The 25,771-nt window shown below is 64.0% G+C and carries 21 protein-coding genes; 6 read left to right on the forward strand and 15 right to left on the reverse strand.

Going from position 1 to position 25,771, the window contains the following annotated elements; all coding sequences use genetic code 11:
* Positions 1–2: 2 nt before the first annotated feature.
* The 3 genes from ABIB00_RS22020 to ABIB00_RS22030 all read left to right on the forward strand — a co-directional run bounded on the left by ABIB00_RS22020 (position 3) and on the right by ABIB00_RS22030 (position 4,233).
* Positions 3–2,348, forward strand: a complete 2,346-nt coding sequence (locus ABIB00_RS22020) for a TonB-dependent receptor (protein ID WP_354105831.1) — start codon at positions 3–5, stop codon at positions 2,346–2,348.
* 10 nt (positions 2,349–2,358) lie between these two features.
* Positions 2,359–3,828 (forward strand): PepSY domain-containing protein, encoded by a 1,470-nt coding sequence (locus ABIB00_RS22025; protein WP_354105832.1) that lies wholly within the window; start codon positions 2,359–2,361, stop codon positions 3,826–3,828.
* Between the two features lie 63 nt (positions 3,829–3,891).
* Positions 3,892–4,233, forward strand: coding sequence for a hypothetical protein (locus ABIB00_RS22030; protein ID WP_354105909.1), 342 nt, complete (start codon positions 3,892–3,894; stop codon positions 4,231–4,233).
* Here ABIB00_RS22030 and ABIB00_RS22035 read toward each other — a convergent pair.
* The 11 genes from ABIB00_RS22035 to ABIB00_RS22085 form a co-directional block, all read right to left on the reverse strand.
* Positions 4,205–4,492 (reverse strand): YciI family protein, encoded by a 288-nt coding sequence (locus tag ABIB00_RS22035; protein ID WP_354044173.1) that lies wholly within the window; start codon positions 4,490–4,492, stop codon positions 4,205–4,207. The two genes, ABIB00_RS22030 and ABIB00_RS22035, sit on opposite strands and share 29 nt — an antisense overlap.
* A 75-nt stretch (positions 4,493–4,567) precedes the next feature.
* Positions 4,568–5,554, reverse strand: a complete 987-nt coding sequence (locus ABIB00_RS22040) for a sugar ABC transporter substrate-binding protein (protein ID WP_354105833.1) — start codon at positions 5,552–5,554, stop codon at positions 4,568–4,570.
* Positions 5,555–5,595: 41 nt separating this feature from the next.
* Positions 5,596–6,573: an ABC transporter permease gene (locus tag ABIB00_RS22045; RefSeq protein ID WP_354105834.1), complete on the reverse strand. Its 978-nt coding sequence runs from the start codon at positions 6,571–6,573 to the stop codon at positions 5,596–5,598.
* Positions 6,570–7,520: an ABC transporter permease gene (locus ABIB00_RS22050; RefSeq protein ID WP_354044164.1), complete on the reverse strand. Its 951-nt coding sequence runs from the start codon at positions 7,518–7,520 to the stop codon at positions 6,570–6,572. The genes ABIB00_RS22045 and ABIB00_RS22050 overlap by 4 nt, the downstream gene beginning before the upstream one ends.
* Positions 7,513–9,039 (reverse strand): sugar ABC transporter ATP-binding protein, encoded by a 1,527-nt coding sequence (locus ABIB00_RS22055; RefSeq protein WP_354105835.1) that lies wholly within the window; start codon positions 9,037–9,039, stop codon positions 7,513–7,515. The genes ABIB00_RS22050 and ABIB00_RS22055 overlap by 8 nt, the downstream gene beginning before the upstream one ends.
* Positions 9,036–10,430: an FAD-linked oxidase C-terminal domain-containing protein gene (locus ABIB00_RS22060; protein ID WP_354105836.1), complete on the reverse strand. Its 1,395-nt coding sequence runs from the start codon at positions 10,428–10,430 to the stop codon at positions 9,036–9,038. The genes ABIB00_RS22055 and ABIB00_RS22060 overlap by 4 nt, the downstream gene beginning before the upstream one ends.
* A 57-nt stretch (positions 10,431–10,487) precedes the next feature.
* Positions 10,488–11,372 (reverse strand): intradiol ring-cleavage dioxygenase, encoded by an 885-nt coding sequence (locus tag ABIB00_RS22065; RefSeq protein ID WP_354105837.1) that lies wholly within the window; start codon positions 11,370–11,372, stop codon positions 10,488–10,490.
* 15 nt (positions 11,373–11,387) lie between these two features.
* The gene (locus ABIB00_RS22070; protein WP_354105838.1) at positions 11,388–12,290 is read right to left on the reverse strand and encodes an NAD(P)-dependent oxidoreductase; all 903 of its coding nucleotides are present in this window, start codon (positions 12,288–12,290) and stop codon (positions 11,388–11,390) included.
* Positions 12,291–12,310: 20 nt separating this feature from the next.
* Positions 12,311–13,684 (reverse strand): amidohydrolase family protein, encoded by a 1,374-nt coding sequence (locus ABIB00_RS22075; protein WP_354105839.1) that lies wholly within the window; start codon positions 13,682–13,684, stop codon positions 12,311–12,313.
* A 4-nt stretch (positions 13,685–13,688) separates the two neighbouring features.
* On the reverse strand, positions 13,689–14,768 hold the full coding sequence (locus tag ABIB00_RS22080) for a maleylacetate reductase (RefSeq protein ID WP_354105840.1): 1,080 nt from the start codon (positions 14,766–14,768) through the stop codon (positions 13,689–13,691).
* Positions 14,765–15,088, reverse strand: coding sequence for a Dabb family protein (locus ABIB00_RS22085; RefSeq protein ID WP_247350212.1), 324 nt, complete (start codon positions 15,086–15,088; stop codon positions 14,765–14,767). Before ABIB00_RS22085 ends, ABIB00_RS22080 begins: the two co-directional genes overlap by 4 nt.
* Positions 15,089–15,196: 108 nt before the next feature.
* Between ABIB00_RS22085 and ABIB00_RS22090 the strand changes: the two genes are divergently transcribed.
* Positions 15,197–16,120, forward strand: a complete 924-nt coding sequence (locus ABIB00_RS22090; protein ID WP_354105841.1) for a LysR family transcriptional regulator — start codon at positions 15,197–15,199, stop codon at positions 16,118–16,120.
* 58 nt (positions 16,121–16,178) lie between these two features.
* Here ABIB00_RS22090 and ABIB00_RS22095 read toward each other — a convergent pair whose 3' ends face one another.
* Together ABIB00_RS22095 and ABIB00_RS22100 are read right to left on the reverse strand one after the other, a co-directional pair.
* Entirely contained in the window at positions 16,179–17,714 is a 1,536-nt protein-coding gene (locus ABIB00_RS22095; RefSeq protein WP_354105842.1) for a glucosamine inositolphosphorylceramide transferase family protein, read from the reverse strand.
* Positions 17,715–17,744: 30 nt separating this feature from the next.
* On the reverse strand, positions 17,745–18,920 hold the full coding sequence (locus ABIB00_RS22100; RefSeq protein WP_354105843.1) for a glycosyltransferase family 4 protein: 1,176 nt from the start codon (positions 18,918–18,920) through the stop codon (positions 17,745–17,747).
* 283 nt (positions 18,921–19,203) lie between these two features.
* Here ABIB00_RS22100 and ABIB00_RS22105 point away from each other — a divergent pair, with 283 nt between their 5' ends.
* Entirely contained in the window at positions 19,204–21,297 is a 2,094-nt protein-coding gene (locus ABIB00_RS22105) for a Wzz/FepE/Etk N-terminal domain-containing protein (RefSeq protein ID WP_354105844.1), read from the forward strand.
* Positions 21,298–21,351: 54 nt separating this feature from the next.
* Here ABIB00_RS22105 and ABIB00_RS22110 read toward each other — a convergent pair whose 3' ends face one another.
* Entirely contained in the window at positions 21,352–22,698 is a 1,347-nt protein-coding gene (locus ABIB00_RS22110; protein ID WP_354105845.1) for a lipopolysaccharide biosynthesis protein, read from the reverse strand.
* A gap of 463 nt (positions 22,699–23,161) precedes the next feature.
* On the opposite strand from ABIB00_RS22110, the gene ABIB00_RS22115 reads away from it, so the two are divergent.
* Complete coding sequence (locus ABIB00_RS22115) at positions 23,162–24,385, forward strand: FAD-dependent oxidoreductase (RefSeq protein WP_354105846.1); 1,224 nt, start codon at positions 23,162–23,164, stop codon at positions 24,383–24,385.
* Between the two features lie 30 nt (positions 24,386–24,415).
* Here the strand turns inward: ABIB00_RS22115 and ABIB00_RS22120 are convergent, their stop codons facing one another.
* Entirely contained in the window at positions 24,416–25,552 is a 1,137-nt protein-coding gene (locus tag ABIB00_RS22120) for a GNAT family N-acetyltransferase (RefSeq protein WP_354105847.1), read from the reverse strand.
* Positions 25,553–25,771: the final 219 nt, after the last annotated feature.

The raw sequence follows: 25,771 nt of genomic DNA on the forward strand, positions 1-25,771 counted from the left end.
CCATGTTTTCCGTCCATGCCATCCGGCTGCGCAATTTCCTTGCGTCCGCTGCGCTCACATCCCTTGCCGTCCTTGATCTGCCCGCTGCGATGGCGCAGCAGGTTCGCGAACCTCTGCCGCCCGTCGAGATATCGCCCGCTCGTCCCCGGAAGCTGGCCAGGCCGGCCGCCCGGGAAGCGCAGAGCCCACGCCGCGCAGCAGCGCGCCGGCCTGCGACTGCATCCGTAGCGCCCAAGCCTGTCGTACCGACCGCAGCGGCGCAAACGCCGCTCAACACCAATGCTGTCCCCGAGAGCGCCTCGCGTCTTGGTCTAACCGTGCGGGAGATCCCCGCCACCGTCGAGGTGATTTCAGCGAAAACTATGCGCGAGCAGGGCTATCGCACTGTTTCCGAGGTTGCGCAGGGCGCCGTCGGCGTCACCTCAGGGGATAACCCGGCCGAGCCTGCGGCGTTCTCGATGCGCGGCTTCACCAATAGCCAGATCAACACGCTCTACAACGGCATCAAGATCGGCCCGCAGAACATGACTTCGCGGATCATGGACACGGCCAATCTCGAAGCAGTGGAATTCCTGAAAGGCCCGGCCTCGCTGATCTCGGGCGAAGGTGCCGCCGGTGGCGCGATCAACACCGTCACCAAGCAGCCGCACACCGGACCAATCCGGAACGAAGCCGATTTCTCCTGGGACTCGCTGAACTCGTTCGGCGCGCATTACGGTTCGGGCGGCAGCACCAACGTAGCGGGACTCGACTATCGCTTCGATGTCAGCCGTGCTTCGCTCAACGGCTTTGCCGACGACACCAACACCAAGACGCTCGACGTCTCCGGCCAGCTCAACTACCGCATTTCGGACAGTCTCAAGATCTGGGGCGCGATCGAGTATCGGGAAGACCGTTCGAAAGCCTATTGGGGTGCACCGCTGGTGCCGATCGCCTTCAGCGGCTCGCATGCGACGACGGGGATCGTTTCGGGCAATTACTTCAACAGGACTGATCTTGGGGCTGTCACCATCGACGACCGCACTTTCAACACCAACTACAACGTCCTCGACAATCGAAACGTGGCGCAGGAGGTGTGGCTGCGCGGTGGCTTCGAGCTGAGGCTTGCGCCTGACCTGACGCTGAAAAGCCAGGCCTATGGTTATGGTGCAGAACGCACCTGGTTCAACAATGAAGTTGAGGCGTTCGACTCCACGACGAACAGGGTGTATCGCGAGCGCTTCTATGTCGCGCACAGCCAGCGCCTTGCCGGCAACATCACCGACTTGATCTGGGATGCCAACATCGCCGGCTTCGACAACCGCTTGGTCACGACGCTTTCGTCGAGTTATCTCGACTTCGTCAGGCCGGGCGCGGCAAACTTCCCGAACGACGATGTCTCCCTGGTCAATCCCGACCGCGGCTATTACGGCCTGCTCACGACCAAGCAGCAGACCGCCCGCATCGACAACGAGGCACTGTCGTTCGAGGACCGGCTGAAGTTGACGCGCAGCTTCGCGCTGGTCGGCGGCCTCCGCGTCGAGCATATCGGGCTCGACCGCAACTCGACCGACAAGACCGGGCTGGAGAACGCGAACTTCCCGTTCTCGAAATCCTGGGTCCCGACAACGGGGCGTATCGGTTACACGTGGGAAGCCGTTCCGGGTCTGACCTTCTTCAGCCAGTACGCCACCGGCGCCGACATCGCAGCCAACAACATCTTCCTGCTCAGTCCGACCGATCCGCTCAACCTGACCACTGCGCGCACCTATGAGACCGGCGTCAAGCACCTGTTCTGGGACAACCGGGCAGAGTGGTCGTTCTCGGCCTATGACATCCTGCGCAAGAACGTCTATGCCGCGGCCGGCGGCATGCAGCTCAACCTCGCCGGGCGGCAGGAGTCGAAGGGTGTGGAGCTGGCGGCATCCGTGCGGCCGATCGAGCCTCTGCGTCTCTGGGGCAACATCGCCTATGTCGATGCGCGCTATGCCGATTACAATTTTGTCGGCGGCTCGTTCTCCGGCAATACGCCGCCGAATGTGCCGCGCATCGTCGCGAACGCCGGTGCCTCCTGGCGCCTCTTCACGCCCTGGCCGGTGGAGCTCGGCATCACCGGCCGCCATGTCGGCGACCGCTACAACACCGATGCCAACGTCGTGACGATGAAGGCCTACACCGTCGCGGACGTCTACGCCTTCGTCGACATCCCCAAAACGGTGTTCGATGCGGTCGACCAGGCCCGCCTGACCTTCCGCGTGCGCAACATCGCCGACAAGCGTTATGCGATCTGGGGCGATCCGTTCTATCCCGACCAGATCCTCCTGGGCGCGCCGCGCACCTATGAGATCTCGGCTGCGTTCAAATGGTAGGATGCTGACCATGATGAGCGTGATCGTCCTGCTGCATCGATGGCTCGGGATCGCGTTCTGCCTGCTGTTTGCGATGTGGTTCGCGACGGGAATCGTGATGCACTTCGTTCCGTTTCCGTCGCTGACGGAAGCGGAACGCTTTGCCGGACTGGCGCCGGTGGATCGCGCAGAGGTGAGGATCGCGGTTGCCGATGCGGTGACCGCGAGCGGGATCGGGGATGCGACGCGCGTTCGCCTGATCCAGCGCAGCGACGGACCTGTCTATATCGTCTCGGCGCCATCGCGTGCAGGCGCAGTCCGCGCCTCCGATGGGGGCGACGCGTCGGTCGCGTCTTCCGACATTGCACTGGCTATTGCGCGAGATCACGCTCGCAGCCGCGGACTCGATGCCGCGCGGGCCGCGATTGTCGCGCGCGCGGGCTATGACCAATGGAGCGTGCCGAACGGCTTTGACCGCCATCGGCCCTTGTTTCGCATTGCTCTCGGCGACGCCGCCGCAACGGAGGTCTACGTCTCCTCGCTCACCGGCGAGATCGTTTTGGATACGACGCGCAGCGAGCGCGGCTGGAATCTCGTCGGCAGCGTGCTGCACTGGATCTATCCAACGATCCTGCGAAGCAACTGGTGGCTGTGGGATCGCGTGGTCTGGACCCTGTCGCTGCTGGCCCTGATCGCAGCTTTGCTTGGCGCTGTGCTCGGCCTTACGCGGATCAAGCTTCGCGGAGGTCTGATCGGCTCACCCTATCGTGGCTGGCATGCCCTGCATCATCTGATCGGACTCGCGGCGACGGTCTTCGTGCTGACATGGATTTTCAGTGGCTGGCTCTCCATGGATCACGGGCGGCTGTTCTCGCGCGGGCAACTGACCTCGGCAGAAGCCGGCGTGATGAACGCTTCACCGAATTGGACGGCGGCCGCATCGCTCAATCGGCAGCCAATATCGCTGTCGGCCCGTGAAATCGAATGGTTTGCCTTCAACGGCAATCTCTATCGACGGGATCGGATGGGCCTTGCCGGCCAGACCTTGATCGAGGCAGGCGATGCGCCCCGCGATAGATCAACGGGATTTCTGGATGCGCACGAGCTCCGGGGGCTGACCGCGCGCCTCGCGGCCGGCTGCGGCGTACCGTCCGTACTTGCCGACAGCGACGACTATCCCGCGCAGTCCACCGTCCCGGGTGCCCCGGTCTATCGGTCGCGCTGCGGCGACCTCTGGTTCGACATCGACGGCGCCGACGGCAATTTGCTGCAAAGGCTGGATTCGTCGCGGCGGGCTTATCGCTGGTTCTACGGCGCGCTGCACACGCTGGATTTTCCCGCCCTGATGGCGCATCCACGTCTACGCGATGTTCTGATTGTCGGACTATGTATGTTGGGACTGGTGTTCTCGGTCACCGGGATCGTCATCGGCTGGCGCCGGTTGCGGTTCTCATTGTCAGTCCGAGCTATTGGGCCGGGCCGCAGCGGCCGAAACGCATAGCCGGGGACTTGCGCGTCCGGCCGAATTCTCGAAACATGGGGCCATTAAGTGACGGAGACCTCTGTGACGCAGCTGACCGACGTCTTTGAAGCCGACGTCGCCATCTACACATTTCATATGATCATCGCCGATGGTACCAAGGAAACGGTCGAGGAGCACATTCCGGCGCTGGTGAAGCAGGGGCATGGATCAATCAAGATTTTCATGACCTACGACCGGCTCAAGGTCGACGACGATCCACCATCACAGCAGTTGTGCTCCAAAATTTCGTTCCGGATCCATGTCCGCCACGAGCCGGCCGGTGGGCTTGGCAAGCAAAAACAACCTCGTTCTACTGTGCATGGGGTTGTTTTCGCGTTTTTGGTTTTGCCCGCCCTCAGCCTTGGCGGCGCAGGAAGCCGGTGATCGTGACCTTTTCCCAGATGTCGGCCGCCGCAAACGGATCGGCTCGGTTGAAGGCTTCGACTTCGCTGCGGCCGGGCGCCTCGATCAGGAACAGGCTGCCGATCATCCTCTCGCCGTCGTCGGAGACGAGCGGCCCTGACATCACGATCTTGACGCCGAAGCGCGAGGTGTCGCTCAGGAAGGATTTATGGGCGTCGTAATTGGCGAGCCGCGTCGGCAGCGCGCCAGTGCGGTCGATGGCGTGAATGGCGAACAGCATGATGTTTCCGTTTCCTGCTCGGATTCTTGGGACGGCCGCGACGGCGGCCGTCCATGTTTGTCTTGATGGATACGCTTACTTGCCGCCGAGCTTGCCGGCTTCTTCGAAAGTCGGGCAGTTGCGCTGCTCCAGCGGCACGTCGAACGGCTGGTAATTGTCCTTGGTGATGACGGTCGGCTTCAGCACGATCTCGGCGATGACGGGCTGGTTGCGCAAGGATCGGATCGCCATCATGGTGCCGAGGCATCCCTGGAAAAATCCGTTGTAGTCGCCGCTCGCGAGCAGCTTGCCGGACTTGATCGCGTCGATCGCTTCCTTGGTGCCATTGATGCCGATCACCTGCGCCTTGCGGTTGGCGCCGTCGAGCGCCTCGATCGCGCCGACCGCCATGGCGTCGTTGGCGGCGAGTACGCCGTCGATCTGCGCGTTCGACTGCATCAAATTCTCCATCACCTGGAGCGCCTGGAGCCGCTGATAGTTGCCGGGCTGCGAGGCCAGCAGTTTTGCGCCGGCGTTTTCCTTCAGCGCGTCGTTGAAACCGCGGACGCGGTCGACATTGGTCAGCGAGCCCTTGACGCCCTCGATGATGACGATGTTGCCCTTGCCGCCCAGCGTCTTGAGCAGGAAGCGCGCGGTCTCGCGCCCGAGGCTGTAATCGTCGGCGCCGACGAAGGAGAGGAACTTGCCGCCGGCGGAGCGGTCGGTGATGTTGATAACGGGGATCTTGGCTTCGTTGATCTTCTCAACCCCCGGCACCATCGCCTTGTAGTCGACCGGCGTGAAGACGATGGCGCTCGGCTTCTTCACCACGACGTCTTCGATCTGGCTGAGCTGTTCTGGGATAGAGTCAGGCTTGGTCGGAATGTACTGCAGCGTCTTCGCGTTCAGGGTCTTCGCCATGTTGTCGGCGCCGACCCGCACCGTCTGGAAGAACGGGTTGGTCTGGTTCTTGGTGAAGACGGCGATGGTCTCGCCGTCGGCGCGAACCTCGGTGGTGAACGCGGCCGCCATCAGCAGCGGCAGCGTCAAATAATACGTCAGGTAACCCAGTTTCTTATTCATGTTGTCTCCATCCCTCATTTTGCTTGTTGGAACTCCAGAACTCATTGCGCGCGGCGGCGGGTCTTCATGTCGAGCCAGACCGCGAGAATGACGATGATGCCGGTGACGAGCGGCTGCCAGTTGGCGCTGACCGACAACAGGTTCATGCCGTTCAGCACCAGCGTCAGGATCAGCGCGCCGATAAAGGTGCCGAAGACTGTGCCGACGCCGCCGAACAGCGAGGTGCCGCCGATCAGCACCGCTGCGATCGCGGGCAGTGTCAGGCTTTCGCCGATGTCGGCCTCGGCCGAATTGAGCCGCGACAGGAAGATGATCGAGGCGAGCCCCGCCATGGTGCCTGATACCGCGTAGACCAGCAGCAGGCGCCGCGCGACCGGAATGCCGGAGAGCCGTGCCGCGACCGGATTGGCGCCGATCGCATAGATCTCCTGACCCCAGATCGTTCGCTGCGCAAACAGCGTTCCGATCCCGAGGAACACCAGCAGCAGGTAGACCGGGATCGGCAGGCCGACCAGATAGCCGCTGCCGATCTGGCGGAAGCCCGCCGGGAAGCCGTGCAGGGTCTCGCCCGCCATGTACCAATAGGTGAGGCCGTTCAGCACCCAGAGCATGCCGTAGGTGGCAATGAAGGAGGGGATGCGCAGCGCCGTGACCATGATTCCGTTGAGGAGCCCAACGATGCCGCCGCAGGCAAGCCCGGTGAGGATGCCGAGCGCGGGCGAGCCGGTCTTGTGGATCACGGTGCCGGCGATGCAGGCCGACAGCGCGACATTGGCGCCGACAGAGAGATCGAGGCCCGCGGTCAACACCACCAGGGTTAGGCCGGAGGCGATGAAGAAGGTCAGGCTCGCCTGCCTGAGCACGTTGAGGATGTTGCCGAGGCTCAGGAAGGAATCGCTGAGCACCGCCAGCACCGCGCAGATCAGCAGCGCCGCGAGCAGGCGATAGAATACCTGGATCGCGTCCTGCGACAGGAACGAGCGCGGCGGCGCGATGGCGTCTTTGCTGATGTCGGTCATGCGCGGCTCCGCAGGCCATCCAGAAACAGCGCGACGATGACGAGCACGCCAACGCTTGCGACCTGCACCGAGGAGGGCATCGAGATCAGGTTCAGCCCATTGCGTAAGACACCAACCGAGACGACACCGAGCACGGTGCCGAGAAGCCAGCCATTGCCGCGCTCGAACGAGGTGCCGCCGACCGCAACGGCGGCGATCGCATCGAATTCGAGACCGAGGCCCGCCGTCGGGTGGCCGGAATTCATGCGCGCAGTCATCAAGAGACCGGCGATGCCGGCCATGGCGCCGCCGATCGCGTAGACCGCGATCAGCAGCCGGTTCGGCGAGAGGCCGGCATAGCGCAGCGCCTCCCGGTTGCCGCCGAGTGCGAAGATGTAGGTGCCGAAGCGGGTGTGATAGAGCAGGCCGTGGAACGCCGCATAGGTCACCAGCGCCATCACGATCGGCACGGGAATGCCCAGCAGCGTCGCCGAATAGATGTCGCGCACGCTGTGGGGAATGCCGACCACGCTCTGGCCGTCACTGACGATCAGCGACAGGCCTTGCGCCATGCCGAGGGTGCCGAGCGTCGCGACGAAGGGCGGGATGCCGAGGATGGCGACCAGCCAGCCGTTGACGGTGCCGAAGGCCGCGCCGACCAGCAGGCCCGCGCCGAGGCCCAGCAGCATCGAGTGGGTCGCGAGCGAAACGATGGCGACGCAGAGCGAGGTCAGCGTCAGCACCGCGCCCATCGACAGGTCAAGCCCCTCGGTCATGATAATCAGCGTCATCGGCAGCGCGAGCATGGTCAGGATGGTCGACTGCACCAGCACGTTGGAGAGGTTGGCGACGGACAGGAAGCCGGGCGCGATGGCGCCGAACACCGCGATCAGAAGCACCAGCACGATGGCGACGCCGGGAATGCGTTGCAGTGGATTGGACTGTGAAACGACCGCGGCCTCACGCATGATGCATCCCCAGTCGCACGATGTTCTCCTCGGTGAGCTCGCTGCGCGTCAGGTGCCCGGCGATGCGCCCCTCGCGCATCACATAGGCGCGGTCGCAGACATGGCAGATCTCGACCTGCTCGGACGAGATCATCAGCGCCGCCGCGCCTTCCGCGACAAGGCGATCGATCAGGGCAAAGATTTCAGACTTGGCACCGATGTCGATGCCCCGGGTCGGCTCGTCGAAGATGAAGAGCTTTGATCCCGCAGCCAGCCATTTGCCGATCACGACCTTCTGCTGGTTGCCGCCGGAAAGAAGGCCGACAGTCTGGCGTGCGCTTGGCGTCGCGATGCGCAGCTGCCGGATCAAGCCGTCGGAAGTGCGCTGCGCGCCACGCTGGTCGAACAGGCCGCTCGGAAACAGCTTTCGCAGCGCCGATACCACCAGATTGTCACTGACCGACCGCAGCAGCGCGAGGCCCTCGCTCTTGCGGCTCTCCGGGATCAGCGCGATGCCGCGGCGGGCGGCAAGATCCGGTTCGCCGGACATAGCCTTGCCGTCGAAGAAGATCTCGCCTGAGCTCACGGGATCGGCGCCGAAGATGGCGCGCGCGACCTCGCTGCGGCCCGATCCGACCAGGCCGCACAGACCGACGATCTCGCCTCGGCGCACCTCGATATTGATGTCCGAGATTCCGGTCGAGGCGCTCAGCCCCTTGACCTCGAGCAGCAGCTCGCCGGGCTTGTCGGAAAAATTACGCGGATAGGTCATGTCCACGTTGCGACCGACCATCATGCGGACGAGCTGGTCCGGCGTGACGTCGGTAGGGCGAACGCCGTCGATGCGGCGGCCATCGCGCAGCACCGTGATGCGGTCACCGAGCGCGAACACCTCGGCCATGCGGTGCGAGATGTAGACGATGGAGACGCCGCCGGCCTTCAGCCGCGCGATCAGCGCGAACAGCAACTCGGTCTCTCGGTCTGACAGCGCCGCGGTCGGCTCGTCCATCACGAGGATGCGGGCGTTCTGGCTGATCGCTTTCGCGATCTCGACCATCTGCTGCTGCGCCACCCCTAACTTGTCGACAATGGTGGAGGGATTGATCTCAAACCCGATCATGCCAAGCACATGCCTGGCGTCGGCGAGGATCTTGCGTCGATCGATCGTGCCGGGAATGCGCCCCCGCGGCTCGCGGCCGAGGAAGATATTCTGGGCGATGTCGAGATGGGGGACGAGCGAGAATTCCTGAAAGATCACGGCAATGCCGAGCTTCTGCGCATCCGCGGTCGAGTCGATCGCGACCGGCTCGCCCTTGTAGTAGAACTCGCCGGCATCGGCGCGGTAGGCGCCGCACAGCACCTTCATCAGGCTCGACTTGCCGGCGCCGTTTTCGCCAAGCAACATATGGACTTCCCCGGGGAAGACGGCAAAGGACACGTCGTCGAGTGCCTTGACGCCGGGAAATTCCTTGCTGATGCCGCGCAGCTCCAGCAGCGGGGCAGGTGAGGTGGGTTCAATGGCCAATGCGGCGGTGCTCATGCGCGCGCTCCGCTTGCAAAGATCTTTCCGGGATTCATCAGGCCGTTGGGGTCGAGCGCCTGCTTGATCGACCGCATCACATCGACGGCCTCGCCGAGTTCGTCAGCGAGATAGTCGATCTTGCCGAGCCCGATGCCGTGTTCGCCGGTGCAGGTGCCGTCCATGGCGATGGCGCGGGCGACCATGCGGGCCTGCAGCGCTTTGGCGCCTTCGACTTCCGCCGGCTTTGCCGGGTCGATCAGGATCAGCATGTGGAAATTGCCGTCGCCGACGTGGCCGACGATGGGCGCCGTAAAACCGTGCTCGTCCGCGTCGCGCCGGGTTTCGGTCAGGCATTCCGCCAGCCGCGAGATCGGCACGCAGACATCCGTGATCACAGCACGCGCGCCGGGGCGTAAGCCGAGGCCCGCATAGAGCGTGTTGTCGCGGGCGTGCCAGAGCCGGCTGCGATCCTCCGGCGCTTTCGCCCAGGCAAAGCCATGGCCGTCATGGTCGGAGGCAATGGCCTGCGCGGCCTCGGCCTGCTCGGCGACGGAGGTCTCGGAGCCGTGGAATTCGAAGAACAGGGTCGGGGCTTCGCGATAGCCGAGTTTTGCGTAAGCGTTGATACCGCGCATCATGACGTCGTCGAGCAGCTCGATACGCGCCACGGGGATCGCCGACTGGATCACGGAGATTGCGGTGTCGACGGCCTCGTGCAGGGTGTCGAAGCTGCACACCGCGGCCGAGATCGCCTGCGGCACCGGATGCACCTTCAGCGTGATCTCGGTGATGATTCCGAGCGTGCCCTCGGCGCCGACGAACATCCGCGTCAGATCATAGCCGGCGGCCGACTTGCGCGCGCGCCTGGCGGTCCGGATCACGCGGCCGTCGGCGAGCACCACCTCCAGCGCCATGACGTTGTCCTTCATGGTGCCGTAGCGCACCGCCATGGTGCCGGAGGCGCGCGTGGACGTCATGCCGCCGATCGAGGCGTCGGCGCCGGGATCGATCGGAAAGAAAAGTCCGGTGCCGCGCAGTTCCGCATTGAGCTGCTTCCGGGTGATTCCCGGCTGCACCACGACATCCATGTCGCTCTCGTGCACCGTCAGCACCTTGTTCATGCGTGCGAAGTCGAAGCAGACGCCACCCGCGACCGCGGCCGCATTGCCTTCGAGCGAGGTCCCGGCGCCGAACGGCACGATGGGCATATTCGCACCGGCGCACAGCTTGACGATTTCGGCGACTTCCTGCGTGGTTTCAGGGAAGACGACGATGTCGGGCGGCAGGTTGCGATAATGCGACTCGCTCTGCCCATGCTGATCGAGCACGCCACGCGCGACGCTCGCGCGCAGGCCGATCATGCCCGTGAGGCGATCGGCCAATATGCTCGTGCTGACCAGCGGTCCCATCCTTGCTCCCTGTCTGCCCCTGTTGCCGGACTCTTGTCTGGTCCGCCGTCGTTCAGCTTAAGCGGCTCTTGCGCTGCTCGCGACCTGCTTCAGGCCGAAATCATAGTTGAGATGAAAATACTCGCTGTCCACCATGCGACCATCCGGCGCACGGCTGGGCGGGCAGCGCACAAATTCCCGGATCAGGCTGTCCTTGACGCCGAACACCACGTCAGAGTCGAGATATTGGTCGCCGGCGACGAACACATGGGTCACGAGCTGCTCGAAACCGGGCGCCGAGATCATGAAATGCACATGCGCGGGACGCCAGGGATGGCGGCCCTGGACCTCCAGCATGTCGCCGACCGGGCCGTCATGCGGGATCGGATACGCCGCAGGCTTGATCGACCAGAAATTGAAGCGACCGTTCTGGTCGGTGTGGAAGCGCCCGCGCATCGCGAGATCGCCGATCTTGTCGAGCTGCTGCACGTCGTAATAGCCATCATCGTCGGAATGCCAGACGTCCACGACGGCGCCGGCAAGCGGCCGTCCGTCGACGGTCGAGACCGAGCCGGTCACCAGCATCGGGTCGCCCTCCATCGGACCGGAGATATCGGCGCCGTTGTTTTTCTCGGGCGACGCCTGCACGAAGAACGGGCCGAGTACCGTGGTTTCGGTCGCGCCTTCCGGCACCGGATGGTTGATCGCGTCGACCAGCATGGAGACGCCGAGCGCGTCCGACAGCAGGATGAACTCCTGGCGTTTGTCGTCGCACATGTGGCCGGTGCGGGTCAGGAAGTCGATGCCGTAGTCCCATTCCTTCTGAGTCGGTCGCACCTCGCGGACGAAGGCATGAAGGTGGCGCACCAGCGCCTCGCTGACCTGCTTGATCCGCGGATCGGTCGCGCCTGCGATCCGCTCCAGTACCGCGTCGGTGATCGTGTTCTCGTTGAAGTTACGCATGTGTGCCTCCGCCGATCAGAGCTTGGGTTCGCCAAGCCCGGACAATCGTTCCAGGTGCTTGACGGTCGCGATGAAGTCAGCGTCGCCGTCGCCCTGCGCCACCAGCGAGCCATAGGTTTCGCGCACTTGAGCCGCGAGCTGAAGCGGAACGCCGACGGCGTGGCCGGCGCCGAGGATCAAGTCGAGATCCTTGGCCATCTGCTTGCAGGAGAAAGTCGAGTCGAAATCGCGGTTACGCAACGGCGCGGTCTTGTACTTCACCATCGGTGAGGCGACCGCGCTGTCATCGAGAACTTTCAGAATGTCCTGCCAGCCGATGCCGCCCTTGCGCGCCAGCGCCAGGCTCTCCGCCATCATGGCGGCCGACACCGCGATCATCAGATTGACCGCAAGCTTCGCATATCGCGCTTCCTCGCCGGGCCCTAGATAGGTCTGCGCGCGCGTGAAGGCGGCGAGCAGCGGCTTTGCGTTCTCGTAGGCGTCCTTCGGACCAGAGACGAAGCAGCTCAGCGCGCCGGTGTGAACGATGCTGGCGTTGCCCGAGACCGGCGCCCGCAGATAGGCAATGCCGCGCGCCTGCGCGGCGATTGCAACTTCCGTGGAGGCTTCGACGCTCACGGTGCTGGTCTCGATCAATACGGCTGCCGGCGCCATTGCGGCGATGAGGCCGGTCGCGCCGAGCATCGCGCCGCGCAACGCCGTGTCGTCCGGCAGCGACGTGACGATCGCGGCCTTTCCGCGCACGGCCTCGGCCGGTGAAGCGGCAATCGAGATGCCTTGCGCGCGCGCCTCGCTGAGCCGTGCGTCGCTCCGGTCGAACGCGGTCACGGCGTAACCGGCCTTGGCGACGAGCACCGACATCGGCAGGCCCATCTTGCCGATCCCGATAAAAGCGATGTTCTCTAGCGCGTCTGTCATTGTTGTTGTCCTTGACGCCCTCAGGCGGCGTGTCCCTGTCGTTCGATGTCGTGCACCAGCCGCCGGCCGGATTGCACGAGCAGTTCCTTTTTTGCCTCCAGACCGTCGGCCAGCAGCCGCCCGTTCCGCTTCTTCCACACGCCGCCGATCATCACGGCCTCGATATTGGCAAGGCTCGTCTGCATCACGACCGCTGCGACGGGATCGTGCACCGGGACGAGGTTGAGATCGCTCGCATTGATGATGACGAGGTCGGCGAGCTTGCCCGGCGTCAGCGAGCCGATCTGGTTCTCGCGGCCGAGCATGCGCGCGCCTTCCGTCGTGATCCAGCGTAGCGCCTCGCGGACGGGGATCGTGGTCGTCGCCGGAATGGTGCCGTTGACCTTTCGCGACTCGGCGTTGTCGAGCGATCGCTGCGTCGAGAGCGCAACGCGCGCAGCGGAGAAGAGATCGCCGGCGAGCACGGATTCCAGATCGATGCCGATGGTCGGCCGCACCCCGCGCTTGAGCAGCCGTCCAGTGATCGGAAAGCCATGGCCCTGGATCATCTCGTTCTCCGGCGTCACCGAGAAGGACACGCCGAGGTCGACCATCCGGTCCAGCAGACCGTCAGGCAGGTCGTTGCCATGGACGATGTTGATTCCGGCGCCGACGAGGCCGGCCTCGATCAGCTTCTCCCAGCCATCAGGCGTCTTCGCGGGACCGCCGCCCTGATGCATCGATGCGATCAGCTTGAGCTCCCGCGCCATGCGGAAATCGTGCATGGCGACGTCGAGCGTCGAATAATGCGGGCCGAGGATCGCGAGCCCAAGCGTGACGAGGCCGTCGCGGTCGGTGAGGGGCCCCGCCAGCAGCCGCTCGACCTCGCGGCGTGGATGCGGCACCTCCGAGAAGTGCCGCTCGCCCGGTTTCGGCTCGGGCTTTGGCGAACCGTGGAAGAAGGCAGCGCGGATGCCGCTCTCGATCAGGCCGCGCACCGCAGCGTCGGTGTGATCAGGCGTCGGATTGTTGTGGCACCAATCCACCAGCGTCGTGGTGCCGCAATTGATCTGGTTCAACGCGCCGACCAGCGTCGCGATGTAGATATCCTCGGGCCGGAATACGGTCGCGAGCCCGGCATGCATGCGGCGGAAATATTCCAGCAGCGTCCAGTTGGCGGCATAGCCGCGCAGAGCCGTCTGCCAGGTGTGCATATGCGCGTTGATCAGGCCGGGGATGACGATGCGCCCGGTGCCGTCCACAATCTCCGTTTCGGCCGCGCTGCTGCCGACGTCGATCGATGGGCGCACGTCGACGATGCGGTTGCGCTCGATCAGCACGTCGCCAGTGCTGAAATCGCCGATCGCGTCATCCATGCTGATGATGACCGCGGATTTGATCAGCGTGCGCCGCATGGAATCAAGCCACCGCTTTGACGTCGGCGGGCGGCTCGCCGGCCCAGGCGCGTGCGATCAGGTCGCGGATGGCGTTGCGCTCGAGCGGCCGCGGGTTCCAGTAGGCGTTGGTGACGGCCAGGTCGGCAGCCTTGTCGATGCCGCCTTCGGGCATGCCGATGTCGCGTAGTGCGAGCTTTGCACCTAGCCGCTTTGCGAGATCGTAGAGCCCGCGCGACGCATCGGCAGTACCGATCGCGCGCGAGATGCGTGCCATCGCATCGGGCGCGGCCGGCGCGTTGTAGGCCAGCGCATGCGGCAGCACGATGGTGTGGGTTTCGGCATGCGGCAGATCGAAGGTGCCGCCGAGCGTGTGGCAGAGCTTGTGATGAAGCGCCATGCCGACGGTGCCGAGACAGATGCCGCATAGCCAGGCGCCATAGAGCGCTTCGGTGCGGGCCTCGCGGTCGTCACTCTTGGCGGCGATGGCGGGCAGGGCACGTGCCAGCGCGCGAATGCCTTCTTCCGCCATCAGCGACGTGACCGGATTGGTGTCGCGCGCATAGAGCGCCTCGACTGCATGTGCGATCGCATTGATGCCCGAGGTCGCAGCCAGGCTCGCCGGCAGCGTCAAAGTGAGATCGACATCGTAGATCACGGTCTCCGGCAGGATGGCGGCGTCGCGTACGGTGGTCTTCAGGCCGTTCTCGGTCTGGCCGACGATCGGCGTCATCTCCGAACCTGCATAGGTTGTGGGAATGCAGAGCTGGTTCACACCCGTGCGTAAGGCGAGCGCCTTGCCGAGGCCCGTGGTCGATCCGCCGCCGAGCGAAACGACGCAGTCGGCCTCGCATGCCTTCATCTCGGCGAGCGCCCGCTCCGTGACCTCGACCGGCGTATGCATGGTCGCGCCCGGAAAGATGCCGGCATAGAGCGAGCCGAGTGCAGCGCCCAGGCTCTTGCCTTGCGCCTCCTGCTGCGGCGTCGTCAGCACCAGCGCGCGCTTGCCGCCGAGCCGCTCGACCTCGGTTTTGGCCGAGGCCAGCGTTCCGCTGCCGAACACGACGCGGCAGGGCAGGTTTTCAAAGGTGAACGTACCGATCATGCGCCGGTCTCTTTGATGGGATAATCGACCTGAAAGCGCCCGATCCGCAAGTCGCCCAGCGCCTCGCGCACGCGCAAATGTTCCGGGTGGGTGGCGTAGGCCTGGAGCGAGGCGTGGTCGGTGAATTCGGAGAACAGGACGACGTCGCAGGCGTAGTCGACATCGCTGACATCCACGCCGACCTCGATATGGGTGAGGCCGTCGATCCTGCCGCGCAGCCCCTCGAACAGGGTTTTGACCTTGATCCGGGCGGCGGAACGCTCCGCTGGCGTCTCCCCGCGCAGCCGCCACATCACGATGTGCCTGATCGGGCCCGACATTTCCCTGTTTCCTCGCCTGCTATCTTGCTTGTGTTGGCGCCATTTTGACTTGCGGGATGCGGAAATAAAGGCCAATAATTGCAAGTCTCTTTTTCTATTTGCGAAAAAATGGACCGCCTGCTCCAACTCGAAGTGTTTGCCAAGACGGCCGAACTCGGCAGCCTGTCCAAAGCTGCCGAAGCCCTGCGGATGTCGAATGCTGCCGCGAGCCGCCACCTCAGCGCGCTCGAGGAGCGGCTTGCGGTCCGGCTGATCGAGCGCAACACCCGCCGGCTGTGGTTGACGGAGGCGGGGCAGGAGCTGCTGGAGCGCTCCAGCCGGGTCTTGAGCGAATTGGCGGAGGCCGAGGACATCGTCAGCGACCGCGCGCTGTCGCCGCAAGGCACACTGCGGGTCACGAGTTCGCTGTCCTTTGCTGTGATCTATCTGGCGCCGATGCTGCCGGCCTTCCGCGCGCGCTATCCGAAGCTCAACATGCAGATCACCACCGCCAATCGGTACTCCGATTTCATCGAGGCCGGAATCGACGTGGCGATCAGGACGCGCGAGCAGGAGCCGGATTCGAACATCATCGTCCGCCGCATCGGCCAGATGCGGCGCGTGCTTGCTGCTGCGCCCTCGTATCTCGCAAGCTGTGGCGAGCCGGAACAGCCCGCCGATCTCGCGCGCCACAACATGCTGGTCTACAATCTCGCCAACGATCCTTATTCGCTGCGGCTGCGCAAGGGCAACGGCGCGCAGACTGTCCGCATCACGCCGACGCTCGACAGCAATGACGGCCAAGTCATCCGCGGCGCCGCACTTGCAGGGCTCGGCATTCTCATCCAGCCGCTCTATATCGTGCAAAGCGATATCGCGGCGGGTCGTCTCGTTCCGGTTCTGATGGACTGGGAGCTGCCGCTGCTGACGATGAACATCGCTTACCAGAACCGTGCCGGACTGCCCGCCAAGATCAGGGTCTTTTCCGACTTCCTGGTCGCTCACATCCGCGAGCATTCGCAGCCCGGGATCTGGATCGACGCGGCGAAGTGAGACGAACGCTTTGAGTTTCGACCGCCATGATCCGGCAGTTGACTGGCGAGCCGATCGATCAGTGTGCCGAGTTTGCGCTGGTCCGCGGCGACAAAACGCGCGATGGAAATTTGCTCGTGAAGGCACGGGTCTTGGGTTGGACACGCGATCCGTCGATCACCTCGAGCCGGCCGCAGCGGTTCAAGGTGTGCAGCTTCCTGCCGGGCCAGGCCGGTCCGGGCCTCAGGGAGTGGCGGACGATCTGCTTGAACGTCGTCGGTGACAACTCGACGATTTCCGCCAAGGCGAGCGCTGCCCCGTATCCGCCAGCACAATCCTGGACCGGTCGCCACAATCGGTCATTGACGGTAATGAAATTCCCCGCAGGTCGCGTGCTCGCGCGGTCGATCAGGACGGGGTTGCTGGCATGCGGCAACCACGGGCCCATGAGGTGCTCGGCGTAATAGATCGCCAGCGAATCCGAGTACCCGCCGGTGCCGTCGCGCCAGGCCCCGAACAGATAGTTCAAGCCGTTGTGCCGCGTGATCGTCGCATCAGCCAGTTCGAAGCCCGAAAGCAGCGTCGCGTGCCGTTCCCATTTGTCCGGAAACCGAACGCATTTGTAGATGGCGACGTCCCCATTGGTCGAACTCTCCGGGATCATCCACAACGCACCATCGTCCTCGATGAGGAACGGATATGAGAGGTGCCAAGGCTCCTCCAGCACGGGGACGACCTCTCCGACCGGGCCGGCGTCGTTGAACTCGATCGCCGACACGATGCCTTTTCCAACCCGGTGGTCGAGGTCTTCAAAGAAGACGAATGTTCGCCCCTGCCAGGTGATCGGGAAGGGATCGGCGTAGAAGTGGTTTCCGGGATCTGCAAGGACGTTCCAGCCGGGCCCGGAGAGATCTCCGGTCTGCCAGACGCCTGCGCCATCATTGAAGCGCCATCCGACATGCCAATGCGGGGCATAGCAGCAGAGGCGATAGATCTCCTTGGCAATCGATACGGCGAGGCCACGCGCGACGTACGCCGCTGGCGGGCGGCCGTTGCCGGCTCGGGCCGGGCGTGCCAGCTGCGGCACGATGCGCGGCCTTCCCGACAGGATGGCCGCAACCATGGTCAGGGTTCGCGCCATGACCGTTTCGAGGCCGCCGCTCAGACCGGCCGCGATTTCGGCGGAGGGGTGGCCGCGATCGAGGACTGCACCGTCGACCTCGTCCACGATTTCGATCACCGGCAGGTCGCCGGCGAGAATGGCGGCAAGGGCTGCGTTTTCGCCTGCGGCTCCGTTGAACAGCGGGCGGAGATACTGCCGGGCGGAGCAGTTCGGATCCCGCGCGGCGCCGGTGAAATCGACGATTATGTCGGCCGTGCCGGCGCGAGCCTGCATCCGTTCCGGACTGATCTTCAGCCTGTCGGCGCCGCTGTGCTTGCCCTTGTGCAACACCAAACGTTCGAGCTCGAACAGCGCGTCGAGACCGGTGGGGCGCGGCTCGGCCGTTGCCGTCCATGCGATCTGAACCGGTACATCCCGGCCGTCGACCGACAGCGTCTCGCGGCCCATCCACCGCCGCGCATGCTCAGTTTCACAGCGAAACTCGATGATCATGTCGAGCCAATCCGTTTCAATGCGACCCGGTCAAATGACCTGGCCGAGAATTCGAACGTATTCGTCCACCATGGCATCCACCGAATAGCGCAGCTTCAGGCCTTTGGCGTTTTGTCGCAGTTCGTCACTCAGTTGTTGGTCCGTCAGCAGCCTGGAGACGGCTGCCGACAGCTTCGTGTGATCGGAGGCATCAACGAACAGCGCTGTCGGCTTTCCTTCGACGGACAACACTTCGCGCAAGACCGGAAGATCGGTGACGACCGAGGGAACGCCTGCGTTCGCGGCCTCCACAGCGGCCAGACCGAAGGTCTCTGCCTGGGTCGGAAATACAAACACGTCGAGAGCGGCGAGAAACTCCGCCATCTGCCGCGGGGTGATTTCGCCGAGCAGATGCAGCCTGTCCGAGACATTCAACTCATCCGCCAACTGCGTCAGCCGGGCCTCGTCGGCTCCCTGGCCGGCGAGTGCGAGGTGCCAGGATGGTTGATCCGGCAACAGGCGTATCGCCGCATCGAGCCGCTTGTGCGGGTGCAATCTTGCTGCGCAGCCGAGCAGGACGGCATCCGGCGGCAGATTGAATTTCTGTCGCGCAGCTTGCTTCGACAGGGTGAGGGCCTTGTCGTCGAAGCCGTGCGGGACATGCACCATGCGCGACCGATAAGCCCTCGGGTAGCGCGAATACTCGCGCTGCATGTCCAGCGAGTTGAGCGTGATGCGGTCGAAGAAGCCGAGGCTTCCCATGACGATGTCGGCCGCACGGACCGGCCAGCTCATCGACAGCGCCGATGAAACCTGATTGGCGATAACGGGCGCACGGCAGACGAGGCGCGCCACGCCGGCGCCGATGACATTGCCGAAGTGCTGAAACGTCAGAACGGCGTCGGGCCTGGTGGCCCTGATATGGCGGCCGAGCGTCCACAGCGTTTGCAGCAGTGCCAGCGGATGTCCCGGCCGGTGCGATGCGCAATAGACCGTATCAGGCGGCTCATCGAACGAATCCGACTTGCGGAAGAAAAACAGATTGGTGACCCGGTAGCCCCGCGAGGTCAGCCCGGCGCCAAGCAGTCGCGAGATCTCCTGCGCACCGGCGTTCTCGGCCTGGGTCTGTACGAGAAGCACGTGCAGCTTTCGTCCGCTGCCCTCGGGCGGCGGGAGTGCTGTCGCAGCCGTCTCGCCCAACTCCTTGTTTGGCTGGTAATGGAGCACGGATCCCGATCCATTGATGAAACGAAATGTTCACCTTCTTGACTCCGTAGCTACCATGCGGGCATCGCGCGGACACCGACTAGCAATAAACGGAGTTAATGCGCGGCCTGCCGGATGGGCACCGTTCGCGAGAGAATTCCGCTGGTTCCCAACCAAATGAAGCGAGCGCGTTAACCAATTGGTCATGGTCGGATGAGGCGCGGGTAACCGCGGATTAACCATAGATATTTACGTTGGAGTAGGCCACTGAACAGTGTTCGCCAGTTGAATCCGAGTAAAATCCATGACGTTCGGTCGCCGTGCAGACCCGACAAGTTCCGGATCGACCGGTGTCGCCGCGTCGTGGCTGACTCGAAATGCGTCGAACGGCGAGGCTCGTGAAACCGCCGCACGCTCTGGCGGTGCGCTCACGGCCGCGGGTGCGCTCTCCTTCTTGCAGGACAACGCTCGCCGCATCCTGACGTTCGCAGTCGCGATTTTTGCCCTTGGCGTCGTCGTTCTCCTGGTGATTCCGGTTCGGTACGCAGCGACCGCGCTGGTCGTGGTCGATCCCCGCGAGCAACGCGTGACCACGGAGCAGGACGTTCTGCCGGGTATCGGGCAGGATAGCGCCGCGCTGCAAAGCCTGGTCGAAGTGGCGAAGTCCGACGGCTTTCTGAAGCCGCTGATCGAGCAGCTCAAGATTCGCGACGACGAAGACATTTCCGGGGGACACACCGACCCCGCGCGCCTGCTCGAGAGATTCCGCAACCGCCTCGACATTTCCCGTCGCGGACTGACCTATGTCATCGCCATCCGCTTCACCTCGAGCCGGCCGGAGCGGGCGGCCTACTACGCCAATGCGATCGCCGAGGCGTTCGTCGCCAGCCAGGGCCGCAGCCGCACCGATGCGACCGACGAGGCCGCCGACTGGCTCAGTGGCCGGCTCAAATCATTGAACGAACGGTTGAAGACGTCAGAGGACGCCGTGGCCACGTTCAAACTCGAGCACAGGATCGTCAACGCGGGCAAGGATTCCACCACCCAGCAATTGCGGGTCACCGAACTGTCGCAGCAGGTTGCCGCTGCGCGCGCCCGGACGGAAGAGGCGAAGGCCCGCTACGAGCAGGCGCAGCGCGACGTGAAGGCGAATGTCGAGAGCCCCGTCAAGCAGGATCTCCTGAGCGCTCTGCGCGCACAGCGGTCGGCGCTCAATGACCAGATTGCGCAGAAGCGGGCGGTGTTCGGCGATCGCCATCCCGACCTTGTCATGTCGTACAGCCAATTGACCGATCTGAACAGGCAGATCGAGGTCGAGCGGACCAAGGGCGTCGACACCGCAAAATCGGAATACGAGGCCCAGCGTGAGCAGCAGAAGGCGCTGGAAGGGCAGATGAAGGCGGCGGAATCGCAGCTTCTGGTCGACGGTCAGGCTCTGGTCCGGCTCCAGGAGCTGCAGCGCGACGCCGAAGCCAACAGAAACATCTACGAGCAGTTCCTCTCGCGCTCCAAGACAACGAACGAGCAGCGCCTGTTGCAGAGCTCTCAGACCAAGATTGCGTCGTCCGCCATTCCGCCGCTGCGCTCGACCCTGCCACCGCTCTCTTTGCTGCTCGCCGCTCTCGCGATCGGTTCGCTGCTGACATCGACGGCGGTCGTCGCCGCCACGGGACGCGGATCGGACAAATCCGCTCCTGATATCCGCGAGTCCGAACCGGCTCCGCGGCAGCCCGCGGCTTGGGCGCGTCCGCCCGTGTGGGCTCGCATTCCCGACCTGACGCCCGGCGAAGTCCCTAGAAACATCTGGCAAGGGCCGGTTTCCGCGACGACCGAACTCGATCTCAGTCCGCATCTGCGTCCGCTGCTGGAGCGGCTGGAGAAGGTGCCGGGGCCTCGTGGCAAGGTCGTCCTCGTGATGTCGGTCGGCAAGCAGGCCGGCGGCAACACCGTCGCGCGGTCGCTGAATCGATGGGCCGTGAACACGGGGAAGCTGAGCGTCCTGATCCGGGTCGAGCCGGACCTCGGCGGCGCCGGGGCTGGCCTCGCCAACGGCCAGACCGACGGCATGACCACCGCGGACTTTCGCAGCGTCGACGAGCTCCTGAGCGCCGGCAAGAAGCCCGAGCCACAGCCCGCGGACGATATTCGTTCGGAGTTCGATCTGATCGTCGTCCACGCCACCTCTCTGGCCTTGCAGCCGGAGGCGGCGGCGCTGGCGGATCACGCCGACCTTGTCATCCTGGTCGCTCGCGAAGACGCGGTCGATTCAGCCGCAATGCGCAGGGCTATTGCTGCGCTCTCCCGGTTTGTCGGTGTGCCGACCGGCGTCGTCGTCAACCGTGTGCCGGCGGACTCGTCGGCGTCCCGTCGCGGCGAAGTGCTGGGGCTGGCTGGTTGACGCCACGCGGCAACGGATTGCCGAGCCATGCAATGCCCTGACTGAGGGAGACGTCTATTCGCCGGGTTCCGCGCTGCGGACCGCGTAGGCGCCGCGCTTCGATGCCGAGAAGCGCAAAAGCCCCAGAACCGAAGGATCGACCCCGGTTCGCCGGCGGCAGAGGATGTTGAGGGCGATGGTCGCGAGCGCGAGCGACACAGTGGCCGAGATCGCTGCGCCAAGCACGCCGAGCCAGGGAATGAGGACGAGAAATCCGATCAGCCGCAACGCCACGTTCGCGGCAACGACAGGGACATACTCGCGCTCATAGCCGATCAACTGCAAGATCGCCGCAGATGGACCGCCCGCCGCCTGGAACGCCGTCCCGATCGCGAGCACGATCAGGACCCAGTGCTGCGCGGCGAAATGCGGCCCGAACAGGTTGAGAAGATGGGGACCGCCAACCCAGACCAGGAGAAGTCCGCTGACCACGCACAGCGCGGTCACTTCCGCCATGAGCCGTAACGTTCGCTCGAATTCCTCGTGGTTCTTGCTGAAGTACAGTGACGGGAGCCGCCGCGCGCCAAAACTGTACAATGCGGCCGACAGCATGGCGAACATGTTGGCCAGGCGCGAAGCGGCGAAATAAATTCCGGCGGTTGCCGGGTCCAGCATCCAGTAGACCAGAATGACGTCGAAATACTGGTTCGCTGCTTCCAGGATGGACGCGACCCAGAAATGGCGCGCGCTCGATCTCCAGCGCGACGTCTCGGAACGCACCGCCGTGCCGCGGAAATCCGGCAGGGCTCGCGCAATCGCGATGGTCTGCGCGACCAGCCCGACCGACATGGCAATCGTCATCACGGCGATCAATTCGGCGGGATCGAGCTGCCGATGGCCGGACATGATTGCGAGCAGAAACAGCACGACGCTGACGCGCCAGAAGAACTCCCTGTTTCCTTCTCCCATGAGAATGCTGACCAGCGAGCGAGCGATCTGGCTGCCAAGCATCAGTCCTGCATTCACAGCGATGTAGGCCGACACCGCGATGATCAGCAGCCACGAATCGCCTCTGATGTTCGCGCCGATCGCGGTTGCGCCGATCGCAATCAGCATTGCGACGGAGGAAATCCTGAGGCTCGATAGCAGAACGCCTTTGGTGAGATCGGGCTGATTTCCCACCCGATACTCGTTCAGAAATCGCACCAGCAGCGATTCCTGGCCGACCAGCCCGACGACGGCCGCCATCTGGGCCACCGAAAGCCAGGTCGCAAAGATGCCGAACCCATCGGGCGACATCGTTCGTGCCGCCAGCGAGAACAACGCAAACGCAAGCGCACCGCTACCAACCTTGAGGAGGATGGTTCCGGCAACACCGCGCGTCACGTCGCGCCGCATGAACTGGACGATGGAATCGATCATGGGAATTTAAGGGGTAACTCCCCCTGGAGAGACATTTCCGATACAGCCGAAAGCCTAGCATGCCGAAAAACCGCGAGTGTTAATGGGCGGCTCGATGCGCGTGCCGGCCGCGGCGATGTCGCGGCTATGCCGGCTGCTTCACTATGGAACATCGCTGACCCAACTGTCCCAGATCAAGCAAAGCCCGGCCCGATCGCGTGGCGGCATAGCGCCGCATCGACGGTCAATGAAGGCGAGATGAGCCGTTTGAATGCGGACTGGCTCGCCTGGAATGGACGCCGAGTTGCCGGAGACCGAAGTTTGCAGGGCATCCTCAGCAAGGTGCGTGCCGGATATCGTCAAGCCGGGCAGCCCTCTGCTTCATTAACCGAGATATCGAGAAATGATCGCGTTTGGTCCTGCGATGCGACATCAGGCGAGAGAATTGCACGTGCAACCATCGTTGACCGTGGGAGCCTGGACCATGACGCTGGATAGCAAGTTGACCGAGCCGAGCGCTGGATCTGCGACCGCGACGATCGTCGCCGACATCGCGATCGTCGGCGGCGGCCTGGCGGGATCGCTTGCGGCAGCGGTGCTCGCGCGGGCAGGGCATCGTGTCGCTCTCGTCGACAAGCGCGCGGTCTATCCGGACGAGTTTCGGGTCGAGAAAATCGGCGGCCATCAGCTGGTCATGTTGCGCAAGCTGGGTTTCCTCGATGCGCTCGACCGCGTGGCCTGCCGATATGATCAGGTGCTCAATATCAGGGAAGGCAAGGTGGTCGATGTCAGCGTCGGCCAAGCTTACGGGCTTCCCTACGCCGATCTCGTTGCCATGGCGCGCAGCCAACTGCCTGATCCGTCGAGCCTGATCGTCGACGAAGTCACTGCAGTCAATTGTAGCGAAGATATCCAGCATATCGAGCTCGCTTCCGGAAGGCGCCTCGACGCGCGTCTCGTCGTTCTGGCTACGGGCATGGCGGGCGTTCTCGGCTACAAGCTCGGCATCAAGCGGCGCGTGCTGGCCGAGCGCCATTCGGTTTCGTTCGGCTTCACGATCGCCCGCCGGGACGAAGCGCCGTTCGATTTCGAAGCGCTGACCTGTTATGGCGAGCGCACGGCGGACGGCATCGATTATCTCAGCCTGTTTCCCGTGCGTGCCGGTATGCGCGCAAACCTTTTCATGTTCCGCGACCCGGCCGATCCGATCATGCGCGAGCTACGCCGCGAACCTGAAGCGACGGTATTGCGCCTGCTGCCGGGATTGCGGCCTTACCTTGGCGATTTTCACGTGACCGACCGGGTGCAGAATTGGGTGATGGACCTGTCCATCGTGGAAGGACATCTCCAGCCCGGCGTCGTGCTCATCGGCGATGCGTTCCAGACCAATTGCCCCGCCGCCGGCACGGGCGTTGCCCGGCTGCTGGTGGACGTCGATCGCCTGTGCACCGAATATGCGCCGCGTTGGCTCAAGACCGAGGGCATGAGCAAGGAGAAGATTTCGGAGTTCTATTCCGATCCCGACAAAGTCGCGGCGGACCAGCAGTCACTGAAGATGGCGCGCTTCCGCCAGGCCCTGACGTCCCGCAACGATATCGGTTGGGACGTGCGGCGGCGGCTGCACTTCCTGCGCCGCAGTCTCACCCACCGGGTCGATCAAATGCGGCCGGGCTGGCTCGCGCATGTTCGAAGCGCGCTACGCGCCTGAGAGCCGCACCCTGTCGGCACCTCGCGCTGGTCAGCGCGTGGGCGTCGAGGTGCGGGTCGGCAGGAGCCTGAACTCCGACATTCGCTTGGCGGCGAGTTTCAGCCAGGGCGCCTGTTTCAGGGCGAACAAGGATATGGCGCCCACGGTGCTGCCCGCCTGTGTGACCGCCCACATCGGCGAAGGCTGCGCGCCGAACAGTTTCTTGTAGGGTTCGTCACCGATGGTGAAATCGAGCATCCGATCCCCGCGCTCGATGCAATCCCTCGCCACTTGCTCGAACATCAGCGCGCCCAAGGACTGGCTCTTGTATCCGGCAATGTCGAAGGCGCTCATGATGACAAGGAAGCTGCCTTGATGGCAGAGTCCGAGCACGGCGGCGATCACGTCGCCGTCCATCTTCATGGCATAAAGCCGGACAAGGGAGCCGAGACCGCGGAGCGCCATTTCGGAATAGAAGCCGTAATATTCCGGGCGCTGGAGCAGGTCTCCGTCGCCTTGTGCCTGAAAGCGCGGACCGCGCAATTTCCTCATCACGTCCAGCGCCTCGATCACGGAGGCGCCGTCGTTGCAGCATGAAAAACTCAAGTCGCCCTTCTTCTGGAGCTGCCTCGATTTTTTTGCGAGCTCCTTCTGATAGGAGCGATCCATCGCACTGGCGCGCCATTGCTCGAACGGCGCGACCAGAACGCTCGCGTAGGCATTGGAGTCCATCGCGACGCGGCGGGGCGTAGCCAGGAGGTTCTCGATCGGAAGCCGTCCGTCTGGCAGCTTGGCCATTCGCAGCAGATCGAACGGGCGGACGAGGCAGCGGATTTCTGCGCAGGCACTCTCGTCCTTGAGCAGCTCGGAAAATACCTGCGGGCTGCACACCGGCGCCAGATAGTCGGAGACGCGGAGGTCGGCGAATTCGACGGTCCGTATCGGGCCGCGCCGGACCCGCAGCAAGGGCAGCACCATCGCAAGGGTGCCCGTCGGGCGGTGGCGGACCGCGACAACCAGGGGAGTTGCGCCTGCATGAGACGCGAGCCTGGTGTAGAGGGTATCCAGCCAGAGCGGATGCTGGAACGCGGTGGCGGCCGAGTTTTCAAACAGCTTCGCATAGTCCGGCGACAGGAAGTCGAATCCCTGCTCGATGGCGATGTCGAACGTGTTGCTAGGTCTGTTCATGCGCAGCCAGGGAAAACCAGATAGCTCGGGACGATCGAGCCGGATCTGTGCTTTATAGCAGGGTCGTTACGGGTGAGACACCGGCGGCGTGTGATTTGCATTAATGCTTCGAGCAACGTTCGTATCGTTACCAAATCCTTAAATTTCGCGCCCGAGCGGCCTCGTGGCGCGGAGATCGACCTGCGCTAGCAAATAATTAACCGCGCTTAAGGAAGGTCG

This window comes from Bradyrhizobium sp. LB14.3 (assembly GCF_040547985.1).
GTDB lineage: Bacteria > Pseudomonadota > Alphaproteobacteria > Rhizobiales > Xanthobacteraceae > Bradyrhizobium.